General features: G+C 62.9%; 21 protein-coding genes. 5 read left to right on the top strand and 16 right to left on the bottom strand.

All coding sequences use genetic code 11. The annotated features are described in order from the left end of the window. Positions 1–106: 106 nt before the first annotated feature. Positions 107–1,108 carry an NAD(P)-dependent alcohol dehydrogenase gene (locus tag X566_RS19040; protein WP_034472444.1) on the bottom strand — a complete coding sequence of 334 codons (1,002 nt, stop codon included), beginning with the start codon at positions 1,106–1,108 and terminating at the stop codon, positions 107–109. 226 nt (positions 1,109–1,334) lie between these two features. On the opposite strand from X566_RS19040, the gene X566_RS19035 reads away from it, so the two are divergent. After that, positions 1,335–1,730: a helix-turn-helix domain-containing protein gene (locus X566_RS19035; RefSeq protein WP_051444349.1), complete on the top strand. Its 396-nt coding sequence runs from the start codon at positions 1,335–1,337 to the stop codon at positions 1,728–1,730. 97 nt (positions 1,731–1,827) lie between these two features. Here the strand turns inward: X566_RS19035 and X566_RS19030 are convergent, their stop codons facing one another. The 3 genes from X566_RS19030 to X566_RS19020 form a co-directional block, all read right to left on the bottom strand. Further along, positions 1,828–2,274, bottom strand: coding sequence for a Zn-ribbon domain-containing OB-fold protein (locus X566_RS19030; protein WP_034470551.1), 447 nt, complete (start codon positions 2,272–2,274; stop codon positions 1,828–1,830). Further along, a complete protein-coding gene (locus X566_RS19025; RefSeq protein ID WP_034470548.1) occupies positions 2,274–3,455 on the bottom strand; it encodes a thiolase C-terminal domain-containing protein in 1,182 nt (393 codons plus the stop codon). The genes X566_RS19030 and X566_RS19025 overlap by 1 nt, the downstream gene beginning before the upstream one ends. A gap of 195 nt (positions 3,456–3,650) precedes the next feature. Next, positions 3,651–4,304 (bottom strand): hypothetical protein, encoded by a 654-nt coding sequence (locus X566_RS19020; protein ID WP_051444348.1) that lies wholly within the window; start codon positions 4,302–4,304, stop codon positions 3,651–3,653. A gap of 150 nt (positions 4,305–4,454) precedes the next feature. Between X566_RS19020 and X566_RS19015 the strand changes: the two genes are divergently transcribed. Beyond that, positions 4,455–5,225 carry an SDR family NAD(P)-dependent oxidoreductase gene (locus X566_RS19015; RefSeq protein ID WP_034470546.1) on the top strand — a complete coding sequence of 257 codons (771 nt, stop codon included), beginning with the start codon at positions 4,455–4,457 and terminating at the stop codon, positions 5,223–5,225. 10 nt (positions 5,226–5,235) lie between these two features. On the opposite strand, the gene X566_RS19010 is transcribed toward X566_RS19015, so the two are convergent. Then, positions 5,236–6,750 carry a caspase family protein gene (locus X566_RS19010; protein WP_034472434.1) on the bottom strand — a complete coding sequence of 505 codons (1,515 nt, stop codon included), beginning with the start codon at positions 6,748–6,750 and terminating at the stop codon, positions 5,236–5,238. A gap of 390 nt (positions 6,751–7,140) precedes the next feature. Here X566_RS19010 and X566_RS19005 point away from each other — a divergent pair, with 390 nt between their 5' ends. Beyond that, positions 7,141–8,529 carry a DEAD/DEAH box helicase gene (locus X566_RS19005; protein ID WP_034470543.1) on the top strand — a complete coding sequence of 463 codons (1,389 nt, stop codon included), beginning with the start codon at positions 7,141–7,143 and terminating at the stop codon, positions 8,527–8,529. 141 nt (positions 8,530–8,670) lie between these two features. After that, entirely contained in the window at positions 8,671–9,738 is a 1,068-nt protein-coding gene (locus X566_RS19000) for a GGDEF domain-containing protein (protein WP_034470541.1), read from the top strand. Positions 9,739–9,763: 25 nt separating this feature from the next. Here X566_RS19000 and X566_RS24470 read toward each other — a convergent pair whose 3' ends face one another. The 9 genes from X566_RS24470 to X566_RS18955 all read right to left on the bottom strand — a co-directional run bounded on the left by X566_RS24470 (position 9,764) and on the right by X566_RS18955 (position 17,885). Then, positions 9,764–10,378 carry a TfoX/Sxy family protein gene (locus X566_RS24470; RefSeq protein WP_081740328.1) on the bottom strand — a complete coding sequence of 205 codons (615 nt, stop codon included), beginning with the start codon at positions 10,376–10,378 and terminating at the stop codon, positions 9,764–9,766. Positions 10,379–10,394: 16 nt separating this feature from the next. Next, complete coding sequence (locus X566_RS18990) at positions 10,395–10,772, bottom strand: iron-sulfur cluster assembly accessory protein (protein WP_081740327.1); 378 nt, start codon at positions 10,770–10,772, stop codon at positions 10,395–10,397. Between the two features lie 119 nt (positions 10,773–10,891). Continuing rightward, positions 10,892–11,305 (bottom strand): VOC family protein, encoded by a 414-nt coding sequence (locus X566_RS18985; protein WP_034470537.1) that lies wholly within the window; start codon positions 11,303–11,305, stop codon positions 10,892–10,894. 3 nt (positions 11,306–11,308) lie between these two features. After that, positions 11,309–11,710: an SUF system Fe-S cluster assembly protein gene (locus tag X566_RS18980; protein ID WP_051444347.1), complete on the bottom strand. Its 402-nt coding sequence runs from the start codon at positions 11,708–11,710 to the stop codon at positions 11,309–11,311. Next, the gene (locus X566_RS18975; protein ID WP_152539984.1) at positions 11,707–12,954 is read right to left on the bottom strand and encodes a cysteine desulfurase; all 1,248 of its coding nucleotides are present in this window, start codon (positions 12,952–12,954) and stop codon (positions 11,707–11,709) included. The genes X566_RS18980 and X566_RS18975 overlap by 4 nt, the downstream gene beginning before the upstream one ends. After that, positions 12,951–14,273: a Fe-S cluster assembly protein SufD gene (sufD, locus tag X566_RS18970; protein ID WP_034470533.1), complete on the bottom strand. Its 1,323-nt coding sequence runs from the start codon at positions 14,271–14,273 to the stop codon at positions 12,951–12,953. Before sufD ends, X566_RS18975 begins: the two co-directional genes overlap by 4 nt. Before the next feature lie 9 nt (positions 14,274–14,282). Beyond that, positions 14,283–15,047, bottom strand: a complete 765-nt coding sequence (gene sufC / locus X566_RS18965; RefSeq protein WP_034470530.1) for a Fe-S cluster assembly ATPase SufC — start codon at positions 15,045–15,047, stop codon at positions 14,283–14,285. Between the two features lie 112 nt (positions 15,048–15,159). Next, complete coding sequence (gene sufB, locus X566_RS18960) at positions 15,160–16,641, bottom strand: Fe-S cluster assembly protein SufB (protein ID WP_034470528.1); 1,482 nt, start codon at positions 16,639–16,641, stop codon at positions 15,160–15,162. 104 nt (positions 16,642–16,745) lie between these two features. Next, entirely contained in the window at positions 16,746–17,885 is a 1,140-nt protein-coding gene (locus X566_RS18955; protein ID WP_034470526.1) for a cysteine desulfurase family protein, read from the bottom strand. Positions 17,886–18,167: 282 nt separating this feature from the next. Between X566_RS18955 and X566_RS18950 the strand changes: the two genes are divergently transcribed. Beyond that, a complete protein-coding gene (locus X566_RS18950; RefSeq protein ID WP_034470523.1) occupies positions 18,168–18,815 on the top strand; it encodes an alpha/beta hydrolase in 648 nt (215 codons plus the stop codon). A 65-nt stretch (positions 18,816–18,880) separates the two neighbouring features. Here X566_RS18950 and X566_RS18945 read toward each other — a convergent pair whose 3' ends face one another. Both X566_RS18945 and X566_RS18940 read right to left on the bottom strand, forming a co-directional pair. Beyond that, complete coding sequence (locus X566_RS18945; RefSeq protein ID WP_034470520.1) at positions 18,881–19,555, bottom strand: glutathione S-transferase family protein; 675 nt, start codon at positions 19,553–19,555, stop codon at positions 18,881–18,883. A gap of 186 nt (positions 19,556–19,741) precedes the next feature. Further along, entirely contained in the window at positions 19,742–20,845 is a 1,104-nt protein-coding gene (locus tag X566_RS18940) for an anhydro-N-acetylmuramic acid kinase (protein ID WP_034470517.1), read from the bottom strand. Positions 20,846–21,138: the final 293 nt, after the last annotated feature.

Raw genomic sequence — 21,138 nt, 5'->3', positions numbered from 1 at the left:
AAGCGCGAGGATGATTCATCTTATCACGCTCTAAGTCCATCTACACAGGTGCTGCGCCGCCGAGGCTTACTAAATAGCCCGGCGGGCGCTCTTCCGTGCGCGCGGATCAACCTCCCCGGATCACGACCTTGCCGAAATGCCGGCCGCTTTGCAGATGAGCGAAGGCCGATTTCGCCTCTTCGAACTCAAAGACGCGGTCGATAACCGGCTTCAGCCCGGTCATCGCAACCGCGCGTGTCAGCTCGACAAGCCCTGCCCGGTCTCCCACGGCCACGTTTCGGAACGTTGCTCCGCTCGTTTTCAGTTTGAAGAAGTCGATGCCGGGATTGTCGCTGCTCAGGAAACCGATCGACACGATCTCACCTCCCAGCGCCACAGCCTGCAGCGATTGAGCGATGGTGCCAGGCCCGCCAACCTCGACGACCCGGTCGACGCCGCGGCCGCCGGTCAATTCACGGACGCGCCTGCCCCACTCCGGTTCGTCCAAATAATTCACCACATCGCTGGCCCCCATCGCCCTCAACCGCTCCGCCTTGGCTGGACTGGAGGTGGTGGCGACCACAGCCGCACCAACGGCGCGGGCAAGCTGCAGCGCAAAGATGGAGACGCCACCGCTCCCCATGACGAGCACCGAGCGGCCCGCGCGGATTGGCGTGGCGCCGCTCAGCGCCGTCCAGGCCGTCAGCCCGGCGCATGGCAGGGTGCAGGCTTCTTCGTAGGACAAGGTTGGTGGTGCCGGGACGACGGCCTCCTGACTCACCACCTTGAATTCGGTCAACCAGCCATCGCTCTCCGCCCCGTAGGACTGGCCGGAAGGCGCCTCTCCACCGAACCAGCGCGGATGAAAAGCGCCGATCACCCGGTCACCGGCCTTGAACGCCCGGACGCCTTCGCCGACTTCGACGACATCGCCAGCCGCGTCGCTCGCAGGGATCAATCCCTTCTTGTGCGGGCGCGGATATCGGCCGAGAACCATGGCGATGTCGCGATAGTTCAGTGAAACGGCGCGCACGCGGATCAAGAGCTCGCCGCGTTGCGGCCGAGGATCCGCTTCCTCGCGCAGACGCAGATCGTCGAGGCTCAGATCGTCGAAGCGATAGACTCTCATGCCGTGCATTCCTTCATCGCTATTTTCCGTCCGGGATGTTTTGCCATACCCGTTGCATCGAACTCAAAACAACGCAGCGTCTGCCCTCGGCATCATCGGTCTGATGAAATTGAACGACGCTCAACGTTCTGGTTCGTGATATCGGTGTATGGAAATATCGACAAGAACGGACCGAAAGGTCACATACTCACCGAAAGGTAACCGTGCTCACCGAAGGGTAACCGTGATGTCGCCAAAGCGCCCCACCGACGCGGAACGCGCGCGCTGTCGAAGTGCGGCCGAGATGCAGAATGCACTCGGGATCCTCGAAGGCCGCTGGAAAATGATGATCCTCTCTCACCTGTTCGGCGAGGCCGTCATGCGCTTTTCCGATCTTCAGCGTGCAATCCCGAAGGTGTCGCAGAAGATGCTGATCCAGCAGCTACGCAGCCTTGAAAACGATGGCGTGATTTCCCGGACCGTGCATCCGCAGGTTCCGCCCAAGGTCGAGTATCAACTCACGGAGCTGGGACGAAGCTTGGCACCAGTGTTTCTAGCACTCCAGGACTGGGTCGCGTTGCGGCGAGAACCAGCCAGGCCGCATGAATGGCAGAGCGGCGGCCGCGATAGGCGCCGCTCGTAAAGCGAGTGCGACAAAACCGCCACATCGAGGATTTTGAAACGAATACTCAAAACCTCCGCAAGCGCGAAGGTGCGAGGAGTAAACCAGCCGCGCCGCGTCAGCCTGCGGCTTGCCAGTGCAGCAGCGCGTAAGCCGGATCGGCCTTGTCGTGCCGTTCGAAGACGCCTTTGACCTTTGCACCGATCTTGACCGGCTGCTGCGGGTCACCGAGCAGATTGCCGATCACGCGCACCTTGCCTGCGTGCGGCAACTCCACCACGACGACAATGTAGGGTCCGTGGTTCTTGAGCACCGGATGCGTTGGATGCCACACCCGCGTCCAACTGAAGATGGTGCCTTCCGGCTCCACGGCTTTCCAATCGGTATCGAACGAGTGGCACGCGTGGCAGATCCATTCCGGCCCCCAGCGCCAGGTCTTACAGGCCTTGCAGCACTGAATCCGCAACTCGCCCTCGCGCAAGCCCGCCCAATGCGGCGCGCTGAGCGCGTCCGCCTCAGCCACGGGGATCGGCAATCCTTCCGGCAGATAAGATGAAGCGTTCATCAGAGCGTTGCCTCCGAACCGTAAATCGACGTGCTGACCGGCACCACCATGGGGCCCGCGATCACTAGCGCGACATTCGCATCCTTCACCTGATTGAACGACGCGCCGCGGAGCTGGCGAACCGCCTCCGTGTGTAGCTCGAGGCCGTGCATATAACATTCAGCAAGGTTACCGCCGCTGGTGTTGAGCGGCAGCTTGCCGCCGTCCGCGACCAGATTGGGCAGCTTGAGAAAGTCGTTCGCTTCCTCCGCCTGGAACAGGCCGTGCTCGACGAGGCTCATCAACACGCCGCCGGTGAAATTTTCGTAGCACTGCACGACATCAATATCCTTCGGCGTCACCTGCGCCATTGTGTAGAGATGCGGCGCCAGCGTCTTGAAATGCGACGAGCCGTAGTCTGGCGTGTTGGCCGCGCTGGCGGCGGCACGATAGCCCGCACCCGATGCAGCGCCGAGGAGATAGGCCGGCTTGTGCTTGAAGTCCTTCGCACGCTCGGCCGAGACGATGATCATCGCCGCCGCGCCGTCGTTTTCCTGGCAGCAGTCGTAAAGATGATGCGGCTCGGCGATCCAGCGCGAGGCGTCGTAGGTGGCCTCGTCCAGCGGCCGGCCATACATCACGGCGCCAGGATTCTTCTGGGCGTGATGATAGGAGGCCAGTGCGATGGCGCGTAGCGCCTCCTGTTTCACCCCATGCTCGTACATGAAACGCATAGCCTTCATCGAGTAGCGCTGCGCTGGCGTCATCGAACCATACGGCGTGGCGAGCGCCGCTTCGCCGGACACCGTCTTCGCGCCGCCACTGAGGCCGAAGCGCGCGAACTGGCCCTGGGCCAGCGAGCGGTAGGCCACCACACAGTCCGCCATCCCTGTCGCAACCGCGGCCGCCGCGTTGGCAACGGCCGCCGAACCGCCACCTCCGCCGCCACCCCATTGCATATTGGAGAAGCGCAGTTCCTTGCAGCCGAGCGCCGCTGACAGCCGGGGTGGGTCCGATCGATCGTTCGCATAGGACGCGAAGCCGTCGATCTCGTGCGGGCTGATGCCCGCGTCCGCGCATGCGGCGAGGATCGCCATCAGCGCCAGTTTGAATTCAGGGTCCGGAGATTTGCCGTGCTTGTAGTAGGTCGTCTCGCCGATGCCGACCACGGCCGTCTTGCCGCGCAGCGTTCTTCCGCTCATCGTGGCCCCTCCCCAATCCGCGCATTGTTTGGCGGATGAATTTTTGCTTGAGCAGCGGCGAGATCGTCTCATAGCCCGCGCGCCGAGGCGTATAGGCAATTCGGAATGGTTTGCATGCGAAACAACCAGGTCACAGCGATACTGTCGCTTCCGGGAGCTTGACGGAGAGCTGCCGACGTCAAGCGCAATGTTGGTTCAACGCTGCTCCAGCCCCTGCTTCAGTTTTCCATAAGCGGCGGCAAGCCGCTGTTGCACCATGTTCCAGTCGGCCGCCGTCATCGCGCGGCCCCGCTCATCCCGATACGCCATCGCTTGAGCGCGCATCACGCCAGCTTCAGTGATTAAAGGATTGTCGACGCCGTAGACCAGCGCCGTGGTCGCGGCGATGGTGCGGCCGTAGTCTTGCGGCGACGCCTTATCCCGTCGCGCCTGCCACCAGTCGAGTTCGAGTTGGGCTGCTTTGTCGTAGTCGAACGCCGTCGAAACGCCTTTCTCCAACAGCCTATAGTAAACCTCCAGCGCCGGCAGCGCGGCGTTGGCCTCGTCGCGTGACTGGGTCGTCTGAAACAGACGCGCAGCGTGCGCCGCCGCGAGCGCCATCCTGAAACTATCGAGCGGCGAGAAGCCGAAGTCGCGGCGGGATGACAGGTAGAGATCGAAGAACAGCTTCGGGTAGCGCTGATCGTAATAGTCCCGCCACAGCTTGGTTTCACGGCTTGCCAGCCGATCCGGATCGAAGTCCCAAAGGCTCGCGTTGCGCGGAATCGCAATGTAAAGCACGAACAGAAAGATCAACAGACCAACCGCGAGAACGCGACTTCTCCGGTCGGAATCGGCGCTGACAGGCATCGATCGCACTCCCCTGCAGGTCGATCGCACAAGAATTATTCTTGCATACGCCCTCTGCGGGCGCCAGTTCAAAGCCGTTACGCAGAGCTCTTCGTTTGTCTGCGGCGAAGGAGCCGCGTAGGCTGAGCGCATCGGCAAAGGACAATGCAAATGGCAGCACGCGCTTTCGATCTGACGGGCAAGGTTGCGATCGTTACCGGTGGCAACGGCGGCATCGGCCTTGGCATGGCACACGGACTGGCCGATGCGGGAGCCAGCATTGCGATCGCAGCTCGCGATCCGACCAAGTCGCAAGCAGCAGTCGACGATCTCGCCAGGCGCGGCGCACGCACCATGGCGATCGAGACCGACGTGACCGATCCCGCAAGCGTGGCTCGGATGGTCGCGGCAACGCTCGAGGGGTTCGGGCGCATCGACGTTCTCGTCAATAACGCCGGGATGAGCATCCGCAAGCCCGCTCACGAGCTTGCCTTGGCGGAGTGGCACACGGTGATCGACACCAATCTCACCAGCGCCCTCATCTGCGCGCAGGCCGTCTATCCGGCGATGAAGCGGGCCGGCGGTGGCAAGATCATCAGTATCGGTTCGATGACGTCGATCTTCGGTGCGGGCTTTGCTCCCGCCTATGCCGCGAGCAAGGGTGGTATCGTCCAGCTCACCAAATCGCTCGCCTGCTCATGGGCAGCGGACAACATCCAGGCCAATGCCGTGTTGCCCGGATGGATCGACACTGCCCTTACCCAGCGTGGCCGCGCGCAAGTGCCACAACTGAACGAAAACGTTCTGCGCCGTACGCCGGCGCAGCGCTGGGGCACGATCGACGACATGGCGGGCATCGCCGTTTTCCTCGCCAGTTCGGCATCGGACTTCGTGACCGGCGCGGCCATTCCGGTCGACGGCGGCTTTTCCGCCATGGGCTGAGAAGCGCGCCCTAGCGGCGGAAGTTGCGCAGCTCCGACAGGCTGCCGTCCTTGAATGTGAGTTCGACCGAAACCGACTTGGTCCCAGCCGGCAGCTTCACATAGGTCGATGCATTGCTCGGGATCGCGTGCGGCTCGCGCATGTCACATGGCGGAAGCTGGATCACCTTGTCCGGCACCGTGGTATCGATGCCGATCCGCGCCTGGCGGATCGCGCAGCGATACGAGACGAGGTGCGTGTAGTAGACCAAAAGCCCGTTGAACTCCCGGAATGACAGCCAGCTCGACGCTGTCATGTCGAGGATCTTGCGCTGATCGCGGATCAAGGCCGCTTCCGGATCGAAGCGGATCGGATACGGCCCCTTCAGGTCGCCGTTCGTGTCCACATAACGCACGTAGATCGTCGTTGCCGGCGTGTCGGCATCAAGCTGCGCCGAGGAGTTCGGAATCCGCTTGCGCGTTCGCGGGTCGAGCGCATCCATGAACCCGGTTTCCTTGAAGTCGCCGTTCTCGCCGAGCCGCCAGGAAATGCCGAGCGTCGGATCGGCGATCGAGAACACCACGGTCCAGCCGCCGTTGTGACGCGAGAAGCTCGCGATCGGCGCATTATCGCTGTCCGCGGGCTCCACAAGCTTCGGCGCCGTCATCACCGGCGGCAGCGCTGCGACCTGCTGCGCCTGCGCCTGTGGTAGCTGAACTGACGATTGAGCCTGCGCCGGCACCACATCGATCTTGCGGTTAGCGTCGGAGAGCGCCGCGTTCAGCACCACGTCGCCGACGATCTGATCGTAGTAGGCAGGCGTCTGCAGATGCCGGACGCCTTGCGCGAGATCTCTCACCTCCGACTGCGTGCGCTTGGCGATCTGCACCAGGTTCAGCCCAGGCTCCGCCAGCGTCCTGGCGAAGTTGCGCGTGAACACCGAGTTGGGATTGGTGTCGTCGTTCGACAACCGGTCGAGCGCGGTCTGCTTCGCACCAGCCGAGTAGACCACGAACACGCCTTCCGGCGGCGTCATCGCAGCAAGACCGCCGCTGCCCGCGAGCGCCCGCGTCCCTGTGCGCTCGAACGGATTGTTGCGGCAGGCGTCGAACACGAAGATCGCCGCGCCCGCGCCCCGGTTCTGCACCCGCGATATGATGCGCTCCGCGGCTATCGCGCCGTCGCGGATCAACTCCTCCTGCCCCGCGCTTGCGGCCGGCACGTCGATCGGCAACAGATAGTTCTCACCGCCGATCTCGAAGCCATGACCTGCGAAGAAGAAGAACGCCGTGTCGCCCTTCTCGATCATGCGATCGAAGGCCAGCAGCGTTTCGCTCAAGCCTTTGCGGTTCTGGTTTTCCGCGACAAGAACGGTGAAGCCGAGCTTCTTCAGCGTCTCATTCATCGTGCGGGCGTCGTTCACCGCCTTCTTCAGTTGGGGAATGTTGGTGTACTGGTCATTGCCGATCACCAGGGCCACGCGCTTGGCCGCCTGCGCCGCATCGCAAGCGAGCGCAACGGCCAAACCGATCGTCACGGCCGCCATCGTCCTGATCCAGCCCTGCTGCATGTTCTGCCCCTCACACCCCGCGGTCATTTCCATCCGACCGTTAGCAGAAAAATAGTCGCCACCACGCGAGATCGGGTTCACGCCCCTCTCAAGTCCAGCGGGATAACGCGAGCCCGGAACCTCTCCAAACGCGCGAGAATTCGCGTAAATACGCGGCTTTTTCGTCTCCAGGAGCTGTTTCCGACATTGACTTTGGCCGATTCGACCCTATGTTTCCGGGCAGAAAAGTGGCCGGATTCGCGTTTTGATCGGCCACCCCTCTGTCGGCGTCATATTTGCTCCCCGTGCCGAAAAGCGCGCCGTTCCGGGGATCCCGACCGACAGCTTCGCCTTAAGACTCCGAACGGCGGTTTCGCTAGAGGTTGAATGTCTTTTTCCAATCTAGGCCTGTCCGACAAGGTCCTCGCGGCGGTTGCCGCTGCCGGCTACACCCAGCCCACTCCCATCCAGGAACAGGCAATCCCCCACGTTCTCGCCCGGCGCGACGTGCTGGGCATTGCCCAGACCGGCACCGGCAAGACTGCCGCCTTCGTGCTACCGATGCTGACGCTGCTGGAAAAGGGCCGCGCCCGCGCGCGGATGCCGCGCACGCTGATCCTGGAGCCGACCCGCGAACTCGCGGCGCAGGTGAAGGAGAACTTCGATAAATACGGCGCCGGCCAGAAGCTGAACGTGGCGCTGCTGATCGGCGGCGTATCCTTCGGCGAACAGGATGCCAAGCTGATCCGCGGCGTGGACGTGCTGATCGCGACGCCGGGCCGCCTGCTTGACCACACCGAGCGCGGCGGACTGCTGCTCACCGGTGTTGAGCTGCTAGTCATCGACGAAGCCGACCGCATGCTCGACATGGGCTTCATCCCCGATATCGAGCGTATCTGTAAGCTGGTCCCGTTCACCCGGCAGACGCTGTTCTTCACAGCGACCATGCCCAACGAAATCCGTCGCGTCACCGAGACCTTCCTGCACAATCCGCAGAAGGTTGAGGTCTCGAGGCCCGCCACCACTGCCTCGACCGTGACGCAGCTCGTCGTCGGCACCGGCCGCGAAGCGCATCAGAAGCGCGAAGTGCTCCGGCAGCTGATCCGCTCCGCGCAGGATCTGAAAAACGCGATCATCTTCTGCAACCGCAAGCGCGACGTCGCCATCCTGCACAAATCGCTGGTCAAGCACGGCTTCGGCGCCGTCGCCCTGCATGGCGATATGGATCAGACCGCGCGCATGGCCGCGCTGGAGCAATTCCGCAAGGGCGAAATGCCGCTGCTGGTGGCTTCTGACGTCGCCGCTCGCGGTCTGGATATTCCGGACGTCAGTCACGTCTTCAACTTCGACGTCCCGCACCATCCCGACGACTACGTCCATCGCATTGGCCGCACCGGCCGCGCCGGCCGGCTCGGCACCGCGATCTCGCTGGTTGCCCCCGCCGATGAAAAGTCGCTGGCTGCGATCGAGAAGCTCACCGGTCAGGACATTCCGCGCTCCACGGAGTTCGCGAAGGTGAACGACGATGCCGCTCACGAGCCCAGCGAGGAGCGCCAGTCCCGCTCGCGGCGCGGACGCGGGCGTCAGCATCAGCAAGACAAGCCCTCGGCCAAGCCGCGCAATGGTACGAGCGGAAGCGGCAAACGCGCCCCTACCTCGGCACCGGCGCTGCCACCGTCGATCGGCCGCCCGCCTGTTCAGCGCGAGCCGTCAGAACCCGCTGACCATTCTCACCTTCCGGCGTTCCTGCTGCGTCCGATCCGCGCGCGCGCATAAGAATTGCCGAATACCGTCAACGGTAACGGGTTCCCCGTTTACCCCGGATTCACTCCCGTCCCCTAACGTCAGCTTCAACATTCATTTCAAACTTTAGCTGACGGCCGTGGCAACGACGCCTGGGGTCGGGGACAAGTACTTGTGATCGGACTGCTCGACGAACACGAACGAACCTTGGCTTTCGCCGAGGTTGCGCTAGGGCAGATCAAATCCCTGCGGCAGACGGCTGTACCGCGCAATTACGAAGTCTGGTACGTCTACGCGACCGGCTACAATCCCGCCCTCAACAAGATCATCAACGAAACGCTCGCTCGCACCGGCAAGATTTCCGAGACCGAGCTCGAGCAGATCTACGACACCTACCTGTCGCAGTTTCGCGCCAGCGATCAGATCGACAAGGTCGGTTCGCGCGTCGTCACCGAGATCGACGATGTCATGAAGCTGATCAGCGAGGCGCTCGGCTCGACGTCGGCGTTCGGCACGCGGCTTGAGGGCGCGAGCGAAAGGCTTGCTGACGCCCGCGACCAGGCATCGGTTCGCGCCGTCATCGAAACGTTGATTGAATCGACCCGTGAGATGCAGCAGCAGAATGCCTCGCTGGAGACGCGGCTTGCCGCGTCGAAAGTCGAGATCAACAATCTGCAGCACAGCCTCGAAGCAATTCGCGCCGAGAGTCTGACCGATCCGCTCACCTCGCTCGGCAACCGCAAGTACTTCGATCGCGCGCTGGTCGATGCGGTGCGTGTCGCGCGGGAGCGTGGCGATCCGCTGTCGCTCATCATGTTCGATATCGATCATTTCAAGTCGTTCAACGACAACTACGGCCATCTCACCGGCGATCAGGTGCTGCGGCTGGTGGCGATGTCGCTGAAGCAGAACGTCAAGGGCCAGGACATCACCGCCCGCTATGGTGGCGAAGAGTTCGCGGTCGTGCTGCCAACCACCAGCCTGCGGCAGGCCTTGACGGTCGCCGACCATATCCGCCGTGCCGTCATGTCGAAGGAACTGAAGAAGCGCTCGACCGGTGAGATCCTCGGTCGCGTCACCGTCTCCGCCGGCGTGTCAGTCCTGTCTGCCGCGGACGAAGCAGACACGTTGATCGAGCGCGCCGATGCCTGCCTCTATGCGGCCAAGCGCGCTGGCCGCAACCGGGTCGTTTGCGAAGCCGATCCGGAATACTCCGCCGAAATTCATATTCAGGTGGCCTAAGCCCTCGCAAAACGAGCGGCACGACTCAGCGTATCGTGCGAACGGCGTTCCGCTGCTGCCGCTTCTTTGCCTTGGCACGCACAGCCGGTGCCGCGCTGCGTTTCGCCGTCTTCCGCGCCGCTTTTGCGCCCTTCCCCGCAACGCCGCTGCCGGACGCATTCTTCAACGTCCCGGAAGGCTTGCGGGATGCTTGGCTTGAGGTCTTGCTTGAGGTCTTGCTTGAGGTCTTGCTTGAGGTCTTGGCCGAAGCCGTTGCTGCTGATGGCGTCCTGATCTTGCTTGCCGCGTTTGGGCGCGATCGCTTTGCCTTGATCGACGCCGCCCGATGCGCTGCGCCGACCGCCGCCCGCGCCCACTCCGCAAGTTCGTCCGGATCGTCGTACAGCCGCTCCGGCATCCGCCAGAACGAATTGACACTCACGACCTTGCCGCTGGTGCGCTGGGTGTAGCTGAACGGCTTGCAGCCATTATCCTCGAACTGCGGGATGGTGATAACGTCGGCCTTCAGATAGAACTCGCCACCGCGCAGCACGAGGCAGAAGCATACGCCTTCCGACCACAGCCCGAAGCCGGAGAACATGCGTTTGGCCGCGACGGGACCGAACGCCGAAAACATTTCGGCGATCGTCTCGCGGTCCATCGGGATACCCTTGAGTTTAGGCGGGCAGCTTGGCCGGCGTGATCGAGACGGACTCGCCGCAGCCGCAGGCGCTGGTCTGGTTCGGATTGTTAAACACGAAGGTCGCCGCCATCTTGTCGACCTTGAAGTCCATCTCCGTGCCGAGCAGGAATAGCACGGCCTTCGGGTCGACCAGGACCTTCACGCCCTTGTCCTCGACAATCTCGTCGCTCGTCTTGATCTCGTCGGCATACTCGACCGTGTACGACATACCGGCACAGCCGCCATTCTTGACGCCCACGCGCAAGCCGGCGATCGGCTTATCGGAACGCTCGGTCAGTTCGCGGATGCGGGCCGCAGCCGCGTCGGTCAGACGCATCACCTGCGGACGGGGCCTTACAGTCGCAGTCGCCATTCTCGTTTCTCCAACCGGGTTCAAGGTCCCGGCAAGACGGTTACAGCCCTAAGATAACAACGAAATTCCAGCTGTGAAGCCCGTTGCGCTTTGATTTGTTCAAGGCTGACGCCCGATTCTCAATAGGTAGCCCAGATCCCGCGGGTCGCCAGCTCAAGCACATGGTTGTCCGGATCGCGGAAGTAGATGCTCTTGCCACCCCGCGGCCAGTCGGTGCGAGCCTCAATAGCAATGCCGTTGTCGGCCAGCCGCCGCTCCCATGCGGGCAGTTCCTCCACCGCGATCCCGAAGGCCAGATGCAACGGCCCGTGGCCGTCGTGCGGCGGGATCGAGCCGCCCGGCAAATGCACCTCCTCCAGCGTCGCGCCGCGCTTGAACACCAGGAACACGCTCTGGCCGCCGACATCATAAGCGCGGAAACGGCTGTCCGAGGCCAACAGCGGCAGCTCCATCACAGTTTCGTAGAACGCCGCCGCGCGCGCGAGATCGTCAACGTAGATGGCCGTCTCGATCACCCGCTCCAGGCGCGGCATGGCTCACCACATGTTCAGGACCAGGCGGGCCTCATCCGACATCCGATCCGGGGTCCATGACGGCTCCCAGACGATCTGAACATCGACCTTGCCGACGCCTGGAATGCTGGCGACCGCATTCTCAACCATGGTCGGAAGCTCCTCAGCGGCCGGGCAGTTCGGCGTCGTCAGCGTCATCTCGATCGCGACGCTGCGATCGTCCTGGATATCCACCTTGTAGATCAGGCCGAGTTCGTAGATGTCGGCCGGAATCTCCGGATCGAACACCGTCTTCAGCGCTGCGACGATATCGGTGGTCAGCCGCTCAGTCTCCTCCGGCGGCAGCGCCGACTGCTGGGCGACATTCTCGCGAATGGCAGCGGCCGTGGCCGGAGCATCCGTGGTGGTGGGGCCATCCTGGGTCATGCGAACAAATCCCGAGCCTTGATCAGTGCCTGCGCGAGGCTATCGACCTCTTCGCGGGTATTATACATGGCAAACGACGCCCGACACGTGGCCGTCACGTTGAAGCGCTCCAAAAGCGGCATCACGCAATGGGTGCCGGCCCTGACGGCGATGCCCGATCGGTCGATCACCGTAGCGATGTCGTGGGGATGCGCGCCCTTCATGTCGAAGGATACGATCGCCCCCTTGTCGCGGGCATTGCCGATGATGCGCAGCGAATTGATCTCGCGCAGGCGATCCTGCGCGTAGGTCACGAGGTCGTGCTCGTGCGCGGCAATGCGGTCCTTGCCGATCGAACTCACGTAATCGATCGCAGCGCCCAGGCCGATCGCCTCGACGATCGGCGGCGTGCCGGCCTCGAACCGGTGCGGTGGATCACCATAAGTCACGACATCGCGCGACACCTCACGGATCATCTCGCCGCCGCCGGTATAGGGTCGCATCTGCGACAGAAGATCGTACTTGCCGTAGAGCACGCCGATGCCGGTTGGCCCGTATAGCTTGTGCCCGGTGAAAACGTAGAAGTCGCAGTCGATATCCTGCACGTCCACGGCGAGGTGGACCGCGGCCTGGCTGCCGTCCACCAGCACGGGAATGCCGCGCGCATGGGCAAGCTTCACCACCTCCTTGATCGGAACGATGGTGCCGAGCGCATTGGACATCTGGGTCATCGCCACCAGCTTGGTGCGTGGCCCGAGCAGCTTCTCGAACTCCTCGATCAGGAAGTTGCCGTCCTCGTCGACCGGCGCCCACTTCAGCACGGCGCCCTGGCGCTCGCGCAGGAAGTGCCACGGCACGATGTTGGAGTGGTGCTCCATGATCGACAGGACGATCTCATCGCCCTCCTTGATCATCGGCGCCCCGAACGACGACGCGACCAGGTTGATCGCCTCGGTCGCGTTGCGGGTGAAGATGATCTCCTCGTGACGGCGTGCATTCAGGAATTTCGCCACCCGCTCGCGTCCGCCCTCATAGGCTTCGGTCGCGGCATTGGCGAGATAGTGCAATCCGCGATGCACGTTCGCGTATTCGGACGTGAACGCCTTCTGCATCCGGTCGAGCACCGCGGCCGGCTTCTGCGCCGACGCCGCATTGTCGAGATAAACCAGCGGTTTGCCGTAGACCTGCATGGCAAGCGCTGGAAAATCCTCGCGCAGCCTCGCAACGTCGTAAGCGCCATTCTTCACCGCTGGATGGGTCATCAGCCTCGTGCCTCCAGCCAGCGCACCGCCGCATCCGTTGCGGCTTCCCGCAACCGATCATCGGCAATGGCTTCGATCGCCTCGCCGACAAATGCCTGGATCAGCAGCGACTGGGCTTCCTTCTCGGGTAGCCCACGCGCGCGCAGGTAGAACAGCAGGCTCTCGTCCAGCGCACCCGCGGTCGCGCCGTGACCGCAGGTCACGTCGTCCGCGAAAATCTCGAGCTCCGGCTTGTTATCGACCTCGGCCTCGTCGGACAGCAAAAGCGCCCGCGTCTCCATCTTGCCGTCGGTCTTCTGCGCGTCCTGCCGCACGATGATGCGTCCCTGGAACACCGATCGCGCGCGGTCGTCCAGCACCGCGCGGAACACCTCGCGGCTCGCGCAATGCGGCACCGCATGATCGACCACCAGCGTCGTGTCGCCATGCTGGCTACCGTTCAGCAGGTTGACGCCATAGGTCTCCGCCCGCGCGCCTTCGCCGTCGAAGCGCAGCAGCGCCTGATAGCGGCTGACGGCCGCGCCGCTCGTCAAATTGAAGATCTTGTAGGACGCATCACGCCCGAGCACGGTCTTCGACGTTGCGATGTTGACCGCCTCGCGCGCATCTTCCATCAGACGCACATGATCGAGGCTCGCGCCGTCGCCGACCGCGATCATGGTCGCGTCGTTGACCTGATAGGCCGAGACACCATCGCTGGCGATGAAACTCTCCACCAGCGTCGCGTTGACGTTGGCGCCGATGCGAACCAGCGAACGCGTGTAGGTCGCGACCTTCTCGGTCGTCGTCACATGCGCGATCTGCAACGGGCGCGCGGGCGAGGAATCCTTCGCCACGTCGATGACCACGCCATCAGCCATCAGCGCCGAGTTCAGCGCGAACATCGATCCGGCGCCGGCATCGTCGCTGGCGAGCAGATCGTGCACACCGGTCTCTTCGGTCAACACCGACGCCAGCGGCCGGATGCTCAATCCGCCCTCCAGCGCGCCGACATCGGACAGGCTTGGCACGAACACGCCGTCCACGATCACCAGTCGCCGCACGCCATCCAGCGTATGGGTCTTCAGCGCCTTCGCCGCCCGATCAAGGGCCGCCTTGTCCGGCGCCACCGCGACAGGAAACAGTTCGCCGACAAGCGCACGCAAGTCGGTGTACTTCCAGTCCTCGATCCGTCGATGCGGCAATCCCTCGCGCGCAAACGATTCAAGCGCGCGCGCCCGCATGGCCGCGACGCCCTTGGCTCCCGGTAGTCGCGGCAGCACACTAGCGAACTGATCCGCCAGTACACGCCCGCCACCATCTGTCTTAGTTACAACGTTCATCGGCTTTGCTCAGGCAGCTTGCTCTTCGAACTGGGCGTAGCCGTTCGCTTCGAGCTCCAGCGCCAGCTCCTTGCCGCCGCTCTTCACGACGCGGCCCTTCGACATCACATGCACATGATCCGGCACGATGTAGTTTAGCAGCCGCTGATAATGGGTGATGACGATCATCGCGCGATCGCTCGACCGCAGCGCGTTGACGCCGTCGGCGGCAACCCGCAACGCGTCGATATCGAGGCCGGAGTCCATCTCGTCAAGAATGCACAGCTTCGGCTCAAACAACGCCATCTGCAGCACCTCGTTACGCTTCTTCTCGCCGCCCGAGAAGCCGACGTTCACGCCTCGCTTCAGCATCTCCGGCGGAATGTTCAGCTTGGCTGCGACGCTTCGAACCTTCTTCAGGAATTCCGGCGACGTCATTTCCGTCTCACCGCGCGCCTTGCGCTGTGCGTTCAGCGCAGTGTGCAGGAAGTTCATGGTGGCGACGCCGGGAATCTCGACCGGATACTGGAAGGCGAGGAACAAACCCTTGGCCGCGCGCTCGTCCGGCTCCATTTCGAAAATGTCTTCGCCGTTGAACAGCACTTCGCCGCCGGTCACCTCGTAACCCGGCTTGCCTGCGAGCACATGGCTCAGGGTGGATTTGCCCGAGCCGTTCGGGCCCATGATCGCGTGCACCTCTCCCTTGTTCACGGTGAGCGACAGCCCGTGCAGGATTTCCTTGTCCTCGTCCTCGACGCGGACTTGGAGATTCTTCACCTCAAGCAATGCAGCCATAACGTCTTCCTGTTCTTCATCGTCCTGAGACGCGCGCCTCGAAGGACATGGTCACGATTTCACTTGCCGAGACGGCCGCAGAACGGCCCCCTCCCTCAGGCGTTTCTTGTCGTTAGCCGACGCTGCCTTCGAGGCTGATCGAAATCAGCTTCTGTGCCTCGACCGCGAACTCCATCGGGAGTTGCTGCAGCACGTCCTTGACGAAGCCGTTCACGACCAGCGCCACCGCTTCCTCTTGCGAGAGGCCGCGTTGGATGCAGTAGAACAGCATGTCTTCGGAAATCTTCGAGGTGGTCGCTTCGTGCTCGAAGATCGCGGACGAATTCTTCGCCTCGATATACGGCACCGTGTGCGCGCCGCACTTGTCGCCGATCAGAAGCGAGTCGCAGGCCGTGAAATTGCGTGCACCGGAGGCCTTCCGGTGCGCCGAGACAAGACCGCGATAAGTGTTCTGCGACTTGCCAGCGGCGATACCCTTCGAGATGATGCGGCTCGAGGTGTTCTTGCCGAGGTGCAGCATCTTCGTGCCGGAATCGACCTGCTGATAGCCGTTCGAGATCGCGATCGAGTAGAACTCGCCGCGCGAATTGTCGCCACGCAGGATGCAGCTCGGATACTTCCAGGTGATCGCCGAGCCGGTCTCGACTTGCGTCCAGGAGATCTTGGAGTTACGGCCACGGCAATCGCCGCGCTTGGTGACGAAGTTGTAGATGCCGCCCTTGCCTTCCGAGTCGCCCGGATACCAGTTCTGCACCGTCGAATACTTGATCTCGGCGTCGTCGAGCGCAACGAGCTCAACCACCGCCGCATGCAGCTGGTTTTCGTCGCGCTGAGGCGCGGTACAGCCTTCGAGGTAGCTGACGTAAGCGCCCTTGTCGGCGATGATCAGCGTGCGCTCGAACTGGCCAGTGTTGCGCTCGTTGATGCGGAAGTAGGTGGACAACTCCATCGGGCAGCGCACCCCCTCCGGCACGTAGACGAACGAGCCATCGGAGAACACAGCCGAGTTCAGGGTCGCAAAATAGTTGTCGGAGGTCGGCACCACTGAGCCGAGATACTTGCGCACGAGTTCGGGATACTCGCGGATCGCCTCCGAGATCGGCATGAAGATCACGCCGGCCTTCTTCAGCTCTTCCTTGAAGGTCGTGGCGACAGAAACGGAGTCGAACACGGCATCGACCGCGACGCGCCGCTCGCCCTCGGGCCGCACGACGCCTTCCAGCATCTCGACTTCACGCAGCGGGATGCCGAGTTTCTCGTAGGTCTTCAGGATCTCCGGATCGATCTCGTCCACCGACGAGAGCGTCTTCTTCGGCTTCGGCGCCGCGTAGTAATAGAGCTCCTGGTAGTCGATCTTCGGGTAATCCACCCGCGCCCAGGTCGGCTCGGTCATGGTCAGCCAGCGGCGATAGGCCTCAAGCCGCCACTCCAGCATCCACGCGGGCTCGTTCTTCTTATTCGAGATGAAGCGGACGATGTCTTCCGAAAGGCCCTTCGGCGCCTTCTCGGTCTCAATGATCGTCTCAAAGCCGTAACGGTATTGATCGACGTCGATGCGACGAACGCGATCGACTGTCTCCTGGACAGCAGGCATTTTGGTCTCCGGGTCGCGGTTTCAAGGACCGCGGTGGATCGCGCAGGTTGTACTGCGCTAAACTTCGCGAAAAACGATAGACTTAGAACAGTTCAAGCACTGTTTCATCGGGGCTTACGTAATACGTTTGCGAGCTTCTTCCAAGCCTCAATGCACCGATTTATGTCCGCTTTTTTGGTCGCATGGCCCCAGCTAACCCGTATCGCCGCCTCGGCAATTTCTGGTTGAACGCCCATTGCACCTAAAACGTGTGACGGCTGCACCTTACCGGACGAACAGGCCGCGCCTGATGATACAGCCACGCCCTCCAGATCGAAGGCGATCACAGCGGTTTCGGCCCGGACACCATTCAGGGCAAACAGGGTGGTGTTGGGAAGTCGCGGAACCGCCTCCGAAAAGACGACCATATCATCGATCCCGGCGAACCCCGCCTCGAGTTGCTGCCGTAGTGCCGCCATGTGTTCGACCTCGGTGGCGAGACGGCCGGACAGGGCTTCGGCGGCCGCCCCAAAACCGGCAATGCCCGCGACATTCTCGGTTCCCGCCCGCCGGTTCCGCTCCTGCCCGCCGCCACGGATCAAGGGATGCGGCCAGTGTAGAGCTGGATTGACGACAATCAGAGCGCCCGTTCCCTTCGGGCCGCCGATCTTGTGCGCGGACACGGTCAGAAGATCGATCCCGAGCGCGGGCGCATCGACGGCCATCCGACCGAGTGCCTGCACCGCATCCACATGCAGCACCCCGCCTGACGCATGCACGATCCGCGCGGCCTCGGCCACCGGCTGGATCGCCCCCGTCTCGTTGTTCGCCAGCATCAGCGAAACCAGCGCGGGCTCACCCGCCAGCTTGCCCGCCAGAGCGTCGAGATCGATGATGCCATCCGCGGTGACTGGAGCGACGCCGATCCGCTCGGCTGGAAACCGCCCCCCGGCGAGCACAGACGGATGCTCGATCGCCGACACAATCAGCCGCTGCGCGGACTGACCATCCAGCGTCCAGCCCGGCGTCAGGACGAGCGCGTTCGCCTCGGTCCCGCCGGAGGTGAACACCACCCCATCGGCCACCGCACCCACTGCCGCGGCAACATAACCGCGTGCCCGCTCGACCAGTCGCCGTGCCTCGCGCCCCTCTGCATGCACCGACGAGGGATTGCCCGCGACCTCCAGGGCGTCGAGCATCGCCGCTAGCGCTTCCGGGCGCAGCGGTGCGGTTGCATTCCAATCGAGATAGGCCCGTTCTGACATCGGATGCCTTAAATCACCGCCTAGCCTCCAAGTCCATTGACGAACGAACCTGCCTCAGCGGCCATTATGTCGATTCACCAGCGGCTTAGAGGCGGTTCTCGAACCGGGTTCGTGAGACCTCGCGAGCCACAAAGACCTTGCTTTTTGCCCCACGCCCCATGCTAGAACGCAACACCGTTCCGCAATACGGGCAGCTCTACCCCAGAGCAACGTGCTGCGGATATTGCTGATTTTCGCCGGACAGGGACTCTCCCAGCATGCGCCGGCCCTGCTGAGGTAACGATGCCTGAAGTCATTTTCACCGGTCCCGCCGGCCGTCTCGAAGGTCGGTATCATCCGGCGAAGCAGAAGAATGCGCCGATCGCCATGGTGCTTCACCCGCACCCGCAGTTCGGCGGCACGATGAATCACCAGATCGTCTACCAGTGCTACTATGCCTTCGTGCATCGCGGCTTCTCTGTGCTGCGCTTCAACTTCCGTGGCGTCGGCCGCAGCCAGGGCTCGTTCGATCATGGCGCGGGCGAGTTGTCGGACGCGGCATCCGCGCTCGACTGGGCCCAGACCATCAACCCGGAAGCGCGGGCGTGCTGGGTCACCGGCTTCTCGTTCGGCGCCTGGATCGGCATGCAGTTGCTGATGCGCCGCCCGGAGATCGAGGGCTTTATCTCGATCGCGCCGCCGGCGAACCTCTATGATTTCTCGTTCCTCGCGCCCTGCCCCTCGTCGGGTCTGATCGTGCACGGCGAGAAGGATGCTGTCGCCCCGGCGAAGGACATCACGACGTTGGTGGAGAAGCTGAAGACGCAGAAAGGCATCGTGATCGACCAGCAGATCATTCCCGGCGCCAACCACTTCTTTGACAATAAACTCGAACCGCTGATGGAATCGGTGACGTCGTATCTGGATATGCGGCTCGCCAACGTCCGCTGATCGCCGTACTGCACCCGATCTCGAACGCCGCGCGAGGAAAGCTTGCGCGGCGTTTCGTTTGCGGCTCAGGCCGCCTGGCGGGCCTGAAGCTGCGACAGGTACGAGCCTTTCTTTTTCAGGAAAGCGCTGAGCAGCGTCAGGTAATCGGCGCTGACGGCGGTGCGGATCGACGGCCGCTCGCTCAGCGTCTTGCGCCACTGCGCGATTTTCGGCTTGCCGGCGAAGATGCCGAAATCGCCGATCGTATCGATCAGATCGAAATAGCGGAACGCCGGACCAAACACCGCGTCCACCAACGAGAATGCCTTGCCGTCGAACCACGGCGTGCCGACCAGTCGCGTTTCCAGCAGCGCCAGACGCTTCTCGAGTTGCTCCGCCTTGGCTCGAAACGTCACCTCGTCGGTCGCAACCTCGAGGCCCCAGATATCGCCCAGCACGGTCGAGTTGAATTCGATCCAGCCGCGATGCTCCGCGCGCTTCAACGCATCCTGCGGATGCAGTGGCTTCGGTTGCGTTTCCTCCAGATATTCGAGGATGACCGCGGACTCGAAGATCGCCGTCTCGCCGATCAATAGCACCGGCGTCTTACCGAGCGGCGACACCTTCAGAAACCAGTCCGGCTTGTTGTCGAGATCGATGTCGATCCGTTCGAAACCGACACCCTTCTCGGTCAGCGCGATCACCGCGCGTTGCACGTAAGGGCAAAGCTTATGGCTAATCAGCTTCAGCGGCGCGCTCATGGCCGCGCTCCACGCTGCGCGCGCTTGGCCTTCACACGATACGGCCAATCAATCGCGAGTCGCAGCAAGATGGCGGCGTAGGTGACAGTCCTGGGGGCTCAACATGACGAAATCCCATTCAATGCACTTGCATCCATATAGATGCAGATGCATCTACCAGTCAAGTTCCATGCATATGCATCAAACTCACGGTTTCGCGAGAATCCCGCCGGTCAGCGGCACCGGAACCCCGGTTGTGCCGGGAAACGTCAGCGGTAGCCCCTTGAGGCTGCGGATTGCCAGGAACGCGAATGCTTGCGCCTCAATGGCGTCGCCTTGCCAGCCGATTGCAGCAGCCGTCTGTACGCTGGCCGGTTGCAGCCGCTCGCTGAGCATCCGCATCAAGGTCGGGTTGTTCGCGCCGCCGCCCACCACGATCCATCGCGTGGGCGCAACGGGCAACAGCGGGACGATGCGGGCGACCGCCGCCGCCGTGAGCGCGGTCAACGTCGCCGCCCCATCCTCAAGCGGCAGATCAGGAAGCTGCAGCGCGGCGAAATCGTTCCGATCCAGCGACTTCGGCGGCGACACTGCAAAGAACGGCAGCGCCAGCGCTTTTGCGACCCAGTCTTCGTCAACGCGACCGCGCGCGGCTGTGGCACCATCGCGATCGACCGCGTCTCCTGTCGCCTTCAGCATCAGATCGTCCAGGAGCGCATTGCCAGGCCCGGTATCGCAGGCGATCAGCGTCTCGCCGTCGATGTAACTGATGTTGGACACGCCGCCGATATTAAGAATGCACACCGGCCCGTCCCCGGTCAGCGAGCGCGCCAGCGCACGGTGATAGACCGGCACGAGCGGCGCACCCTCGCCGCCAGCGGCGACGTCAGCGGCCCGCAGATCGTACACGACGGGAATGCCCGCTGCTCTGGTCAAGCCCTCGCCGTCGCCGATCTGGACGGTAAGGCGCTGGTCGGGCCGATGCAGCACGGTCTGTCCGTGAAAGCCGATCACGTCGATGCTGTCGCGGGCGATGTTTCTGCTATCGAGGAAATCGGCTATCGCGCGAGCATGCGCCTCGGTGACCATACGCTCGGCTGCGCCCAGTGCGCCCGGTCGCTGGTTGCGGGCGACAATGCCGCGCGCGTCCGCGAGTCCCTGCCGCAGCAGCGTTCGTTCCGCTTCACTGTAGGGGCGGTAACCGGACGGACCGAACGCCGTGATGGTTTCGCCGTTCGACTCGATCAGCGCGACATCGACGCCATCCATCGATGTTCCGCTCATCAGCCCCACCGCCCGCAGCGCGCCCATACCGTCCCTCTCCTGACCTGCCCGAAAGCCTACACCCGCAGCGCCACTTCGACGAATGCAAGCCGCGCGAGTGCCTCCAGCGACCGCGGCATTGGCAGGCTATCGCCCGATGCGTGCTCCAATCCAACGCCAGTTGCGCGGATTTGATATTCGCATTCCGCCTCGTGCGGGCTGGCAGTGCGAAGGGCAAAATCCAAAGCTCCACTAAGTTGCTATATTTGTTAGTGTTCTTGATTCCAATCTCTGCAGGCAACCCTGTCGCCGCAGGATGCAAATGTTGGAATCGAACCACC

The organism is Afipia sp. P52-10 (genome assembly GCF_000516555.1).
Lineage (GTDB): Bacteria > Pseudomonadota > Alphaproteobacteria > Rhizobiales > Xanthobacteraceae > P52-10.
The sequence above is the reverse complement of the archived record's forward strand: the minus strand, read 5'-3'. Positions and strand labels throughout refer to the sequence as shown.

Bases quoted from the DNA above. Each gene is read 5' to 3' on its own strand.
- X566_RS18950 (WP_034470523.1), top strand. From the start codon at position 18,168: ATGCCTGAAGTCATTTTCACCGGTCCCGCCGGCCGTCTCGAAGGTCGG.
- X566_RS19035 (WP_051444349.1), top strand. From the start codon at position 1,335: ATGTCGCCAAAGCGCCCCACCGACGCGGAACGCGCGCGCTGTCGAAGT.
- sufB (WP_034470528.1), bottom strand. From the start codon at position 16,641: ATGCCTGCTGTCCAGGAGACAGTCGATCGCGTTCGTCGCATCGACGTC.
- X566_RS18980 (WP_051444347.1), bottom strand. From the start codon at position 11,710: ATGACCCAGGATGGCCCCACCACCACGGATGCTCCGGCCACGGCCGCT.
- X566_RS19005 (WP_034470543.1), top strand. From the start codon at position 7,141: ATGTCTTTTTCCAATCTAGGCCTGTCCGACAAGGTCCTCGCGGCGGTT.
- X566_RS24470 (WP_081740328.1), bottom strand. From the start codon at position 10,378: ATGGACCGCGAGACGATCGCCGAAATGTTTTCGGCGTTCGGTCCCGTC.
- X566_RS18940 (WP_034470517.1), bottom strand. From the start codon at position 20,845: ATGGGCGCGCTGCGGGCGGTGGGGCTGATGAGCGGAACATCGATGGAT.
- X566_RS19025 (WP_034470548.1), bottom strand. From the start codon at position 3,455: ATGAGCGGAAGAACGCTGCGCGGCAAGACGGCCGTGGTCGGCATCGGC.
- X566_RS18985 (WP_034470537.1), bottom strand. From the start codon at position 11,305: ATGCCGCGCCTGGAGCGGGTGATCGAGACGGCCATCTACGTTGACGAT.
- X566_RS18955 (WP_034470526.1), bottom strand. From the start codon at position 17,885: ATGTCAGAACGGGCCTATCTCGATTGGAATGCAACCGCACCGCTGCGC.
- X566_RS19020 (WP_051444348.1), bottom strand. From the start codon at position 4,304: ATGCCTGTCAGCGCCGATTCCGACCGGAGAAGTCGCGTTCTCGCGGTT.
- sufC (WP_034470530.1), bottom strand. From the start codon at position 15,047: ATGGCTGCATTGCTTGAGGTGAAGAATCTCCAAGTCCGCGTCGAGGAC.
- sufD (WP_034470533.1), bottom strand. From the start codon at position 14,273: ATGAACGTTGTAACTAAGACAGATGGTGGCGGGCGTGTACTGGCGGAT.
- X566_RS18945 (WP_034470520.1), bottom strand. From the start codon at position 19,555: ATGAGCGCGCCGCTGAAGCTGATTAGCCATAAGCTTTGCCCTTACGTG.
- X566_RS18990 (WP_081740327.1), bottom strand. From the start codon at position 10,772: ATGGCGACTGCGACTGTAAGGCCCCGTCCGCAGGTGATGCGTCTGACC.
- X566_RS19010 (WP_034472434.1), bottom strand. From the start codon at position 6,750: ATGGCGGCCGTGACGATCGGTTTGGCCGTTGCGCTCGCTTGCGATGCG.
- X566_RS19040 (WP_034472444.1), bottom strand. From the start codon at position 1,108: ATGAGAGTCTATCGCTTCGACGATCTGAGCCTCGACGATCTGCGTCTG.
- X566_RS19015 (WP_034470546.1), top strand. From the start codon at position 4,455: ATGGCAGCACGCGCTTTCGATCTGACGGGCAAGGTTGCGATCGTTACC.
- X566_RS19030 (WP_034470551.1), bottom strand. From the start codon at position 2,274: ATGAACGCTTCATCTTATCTGCCGGAAGGATTGCCGATCCCCGTGGCT.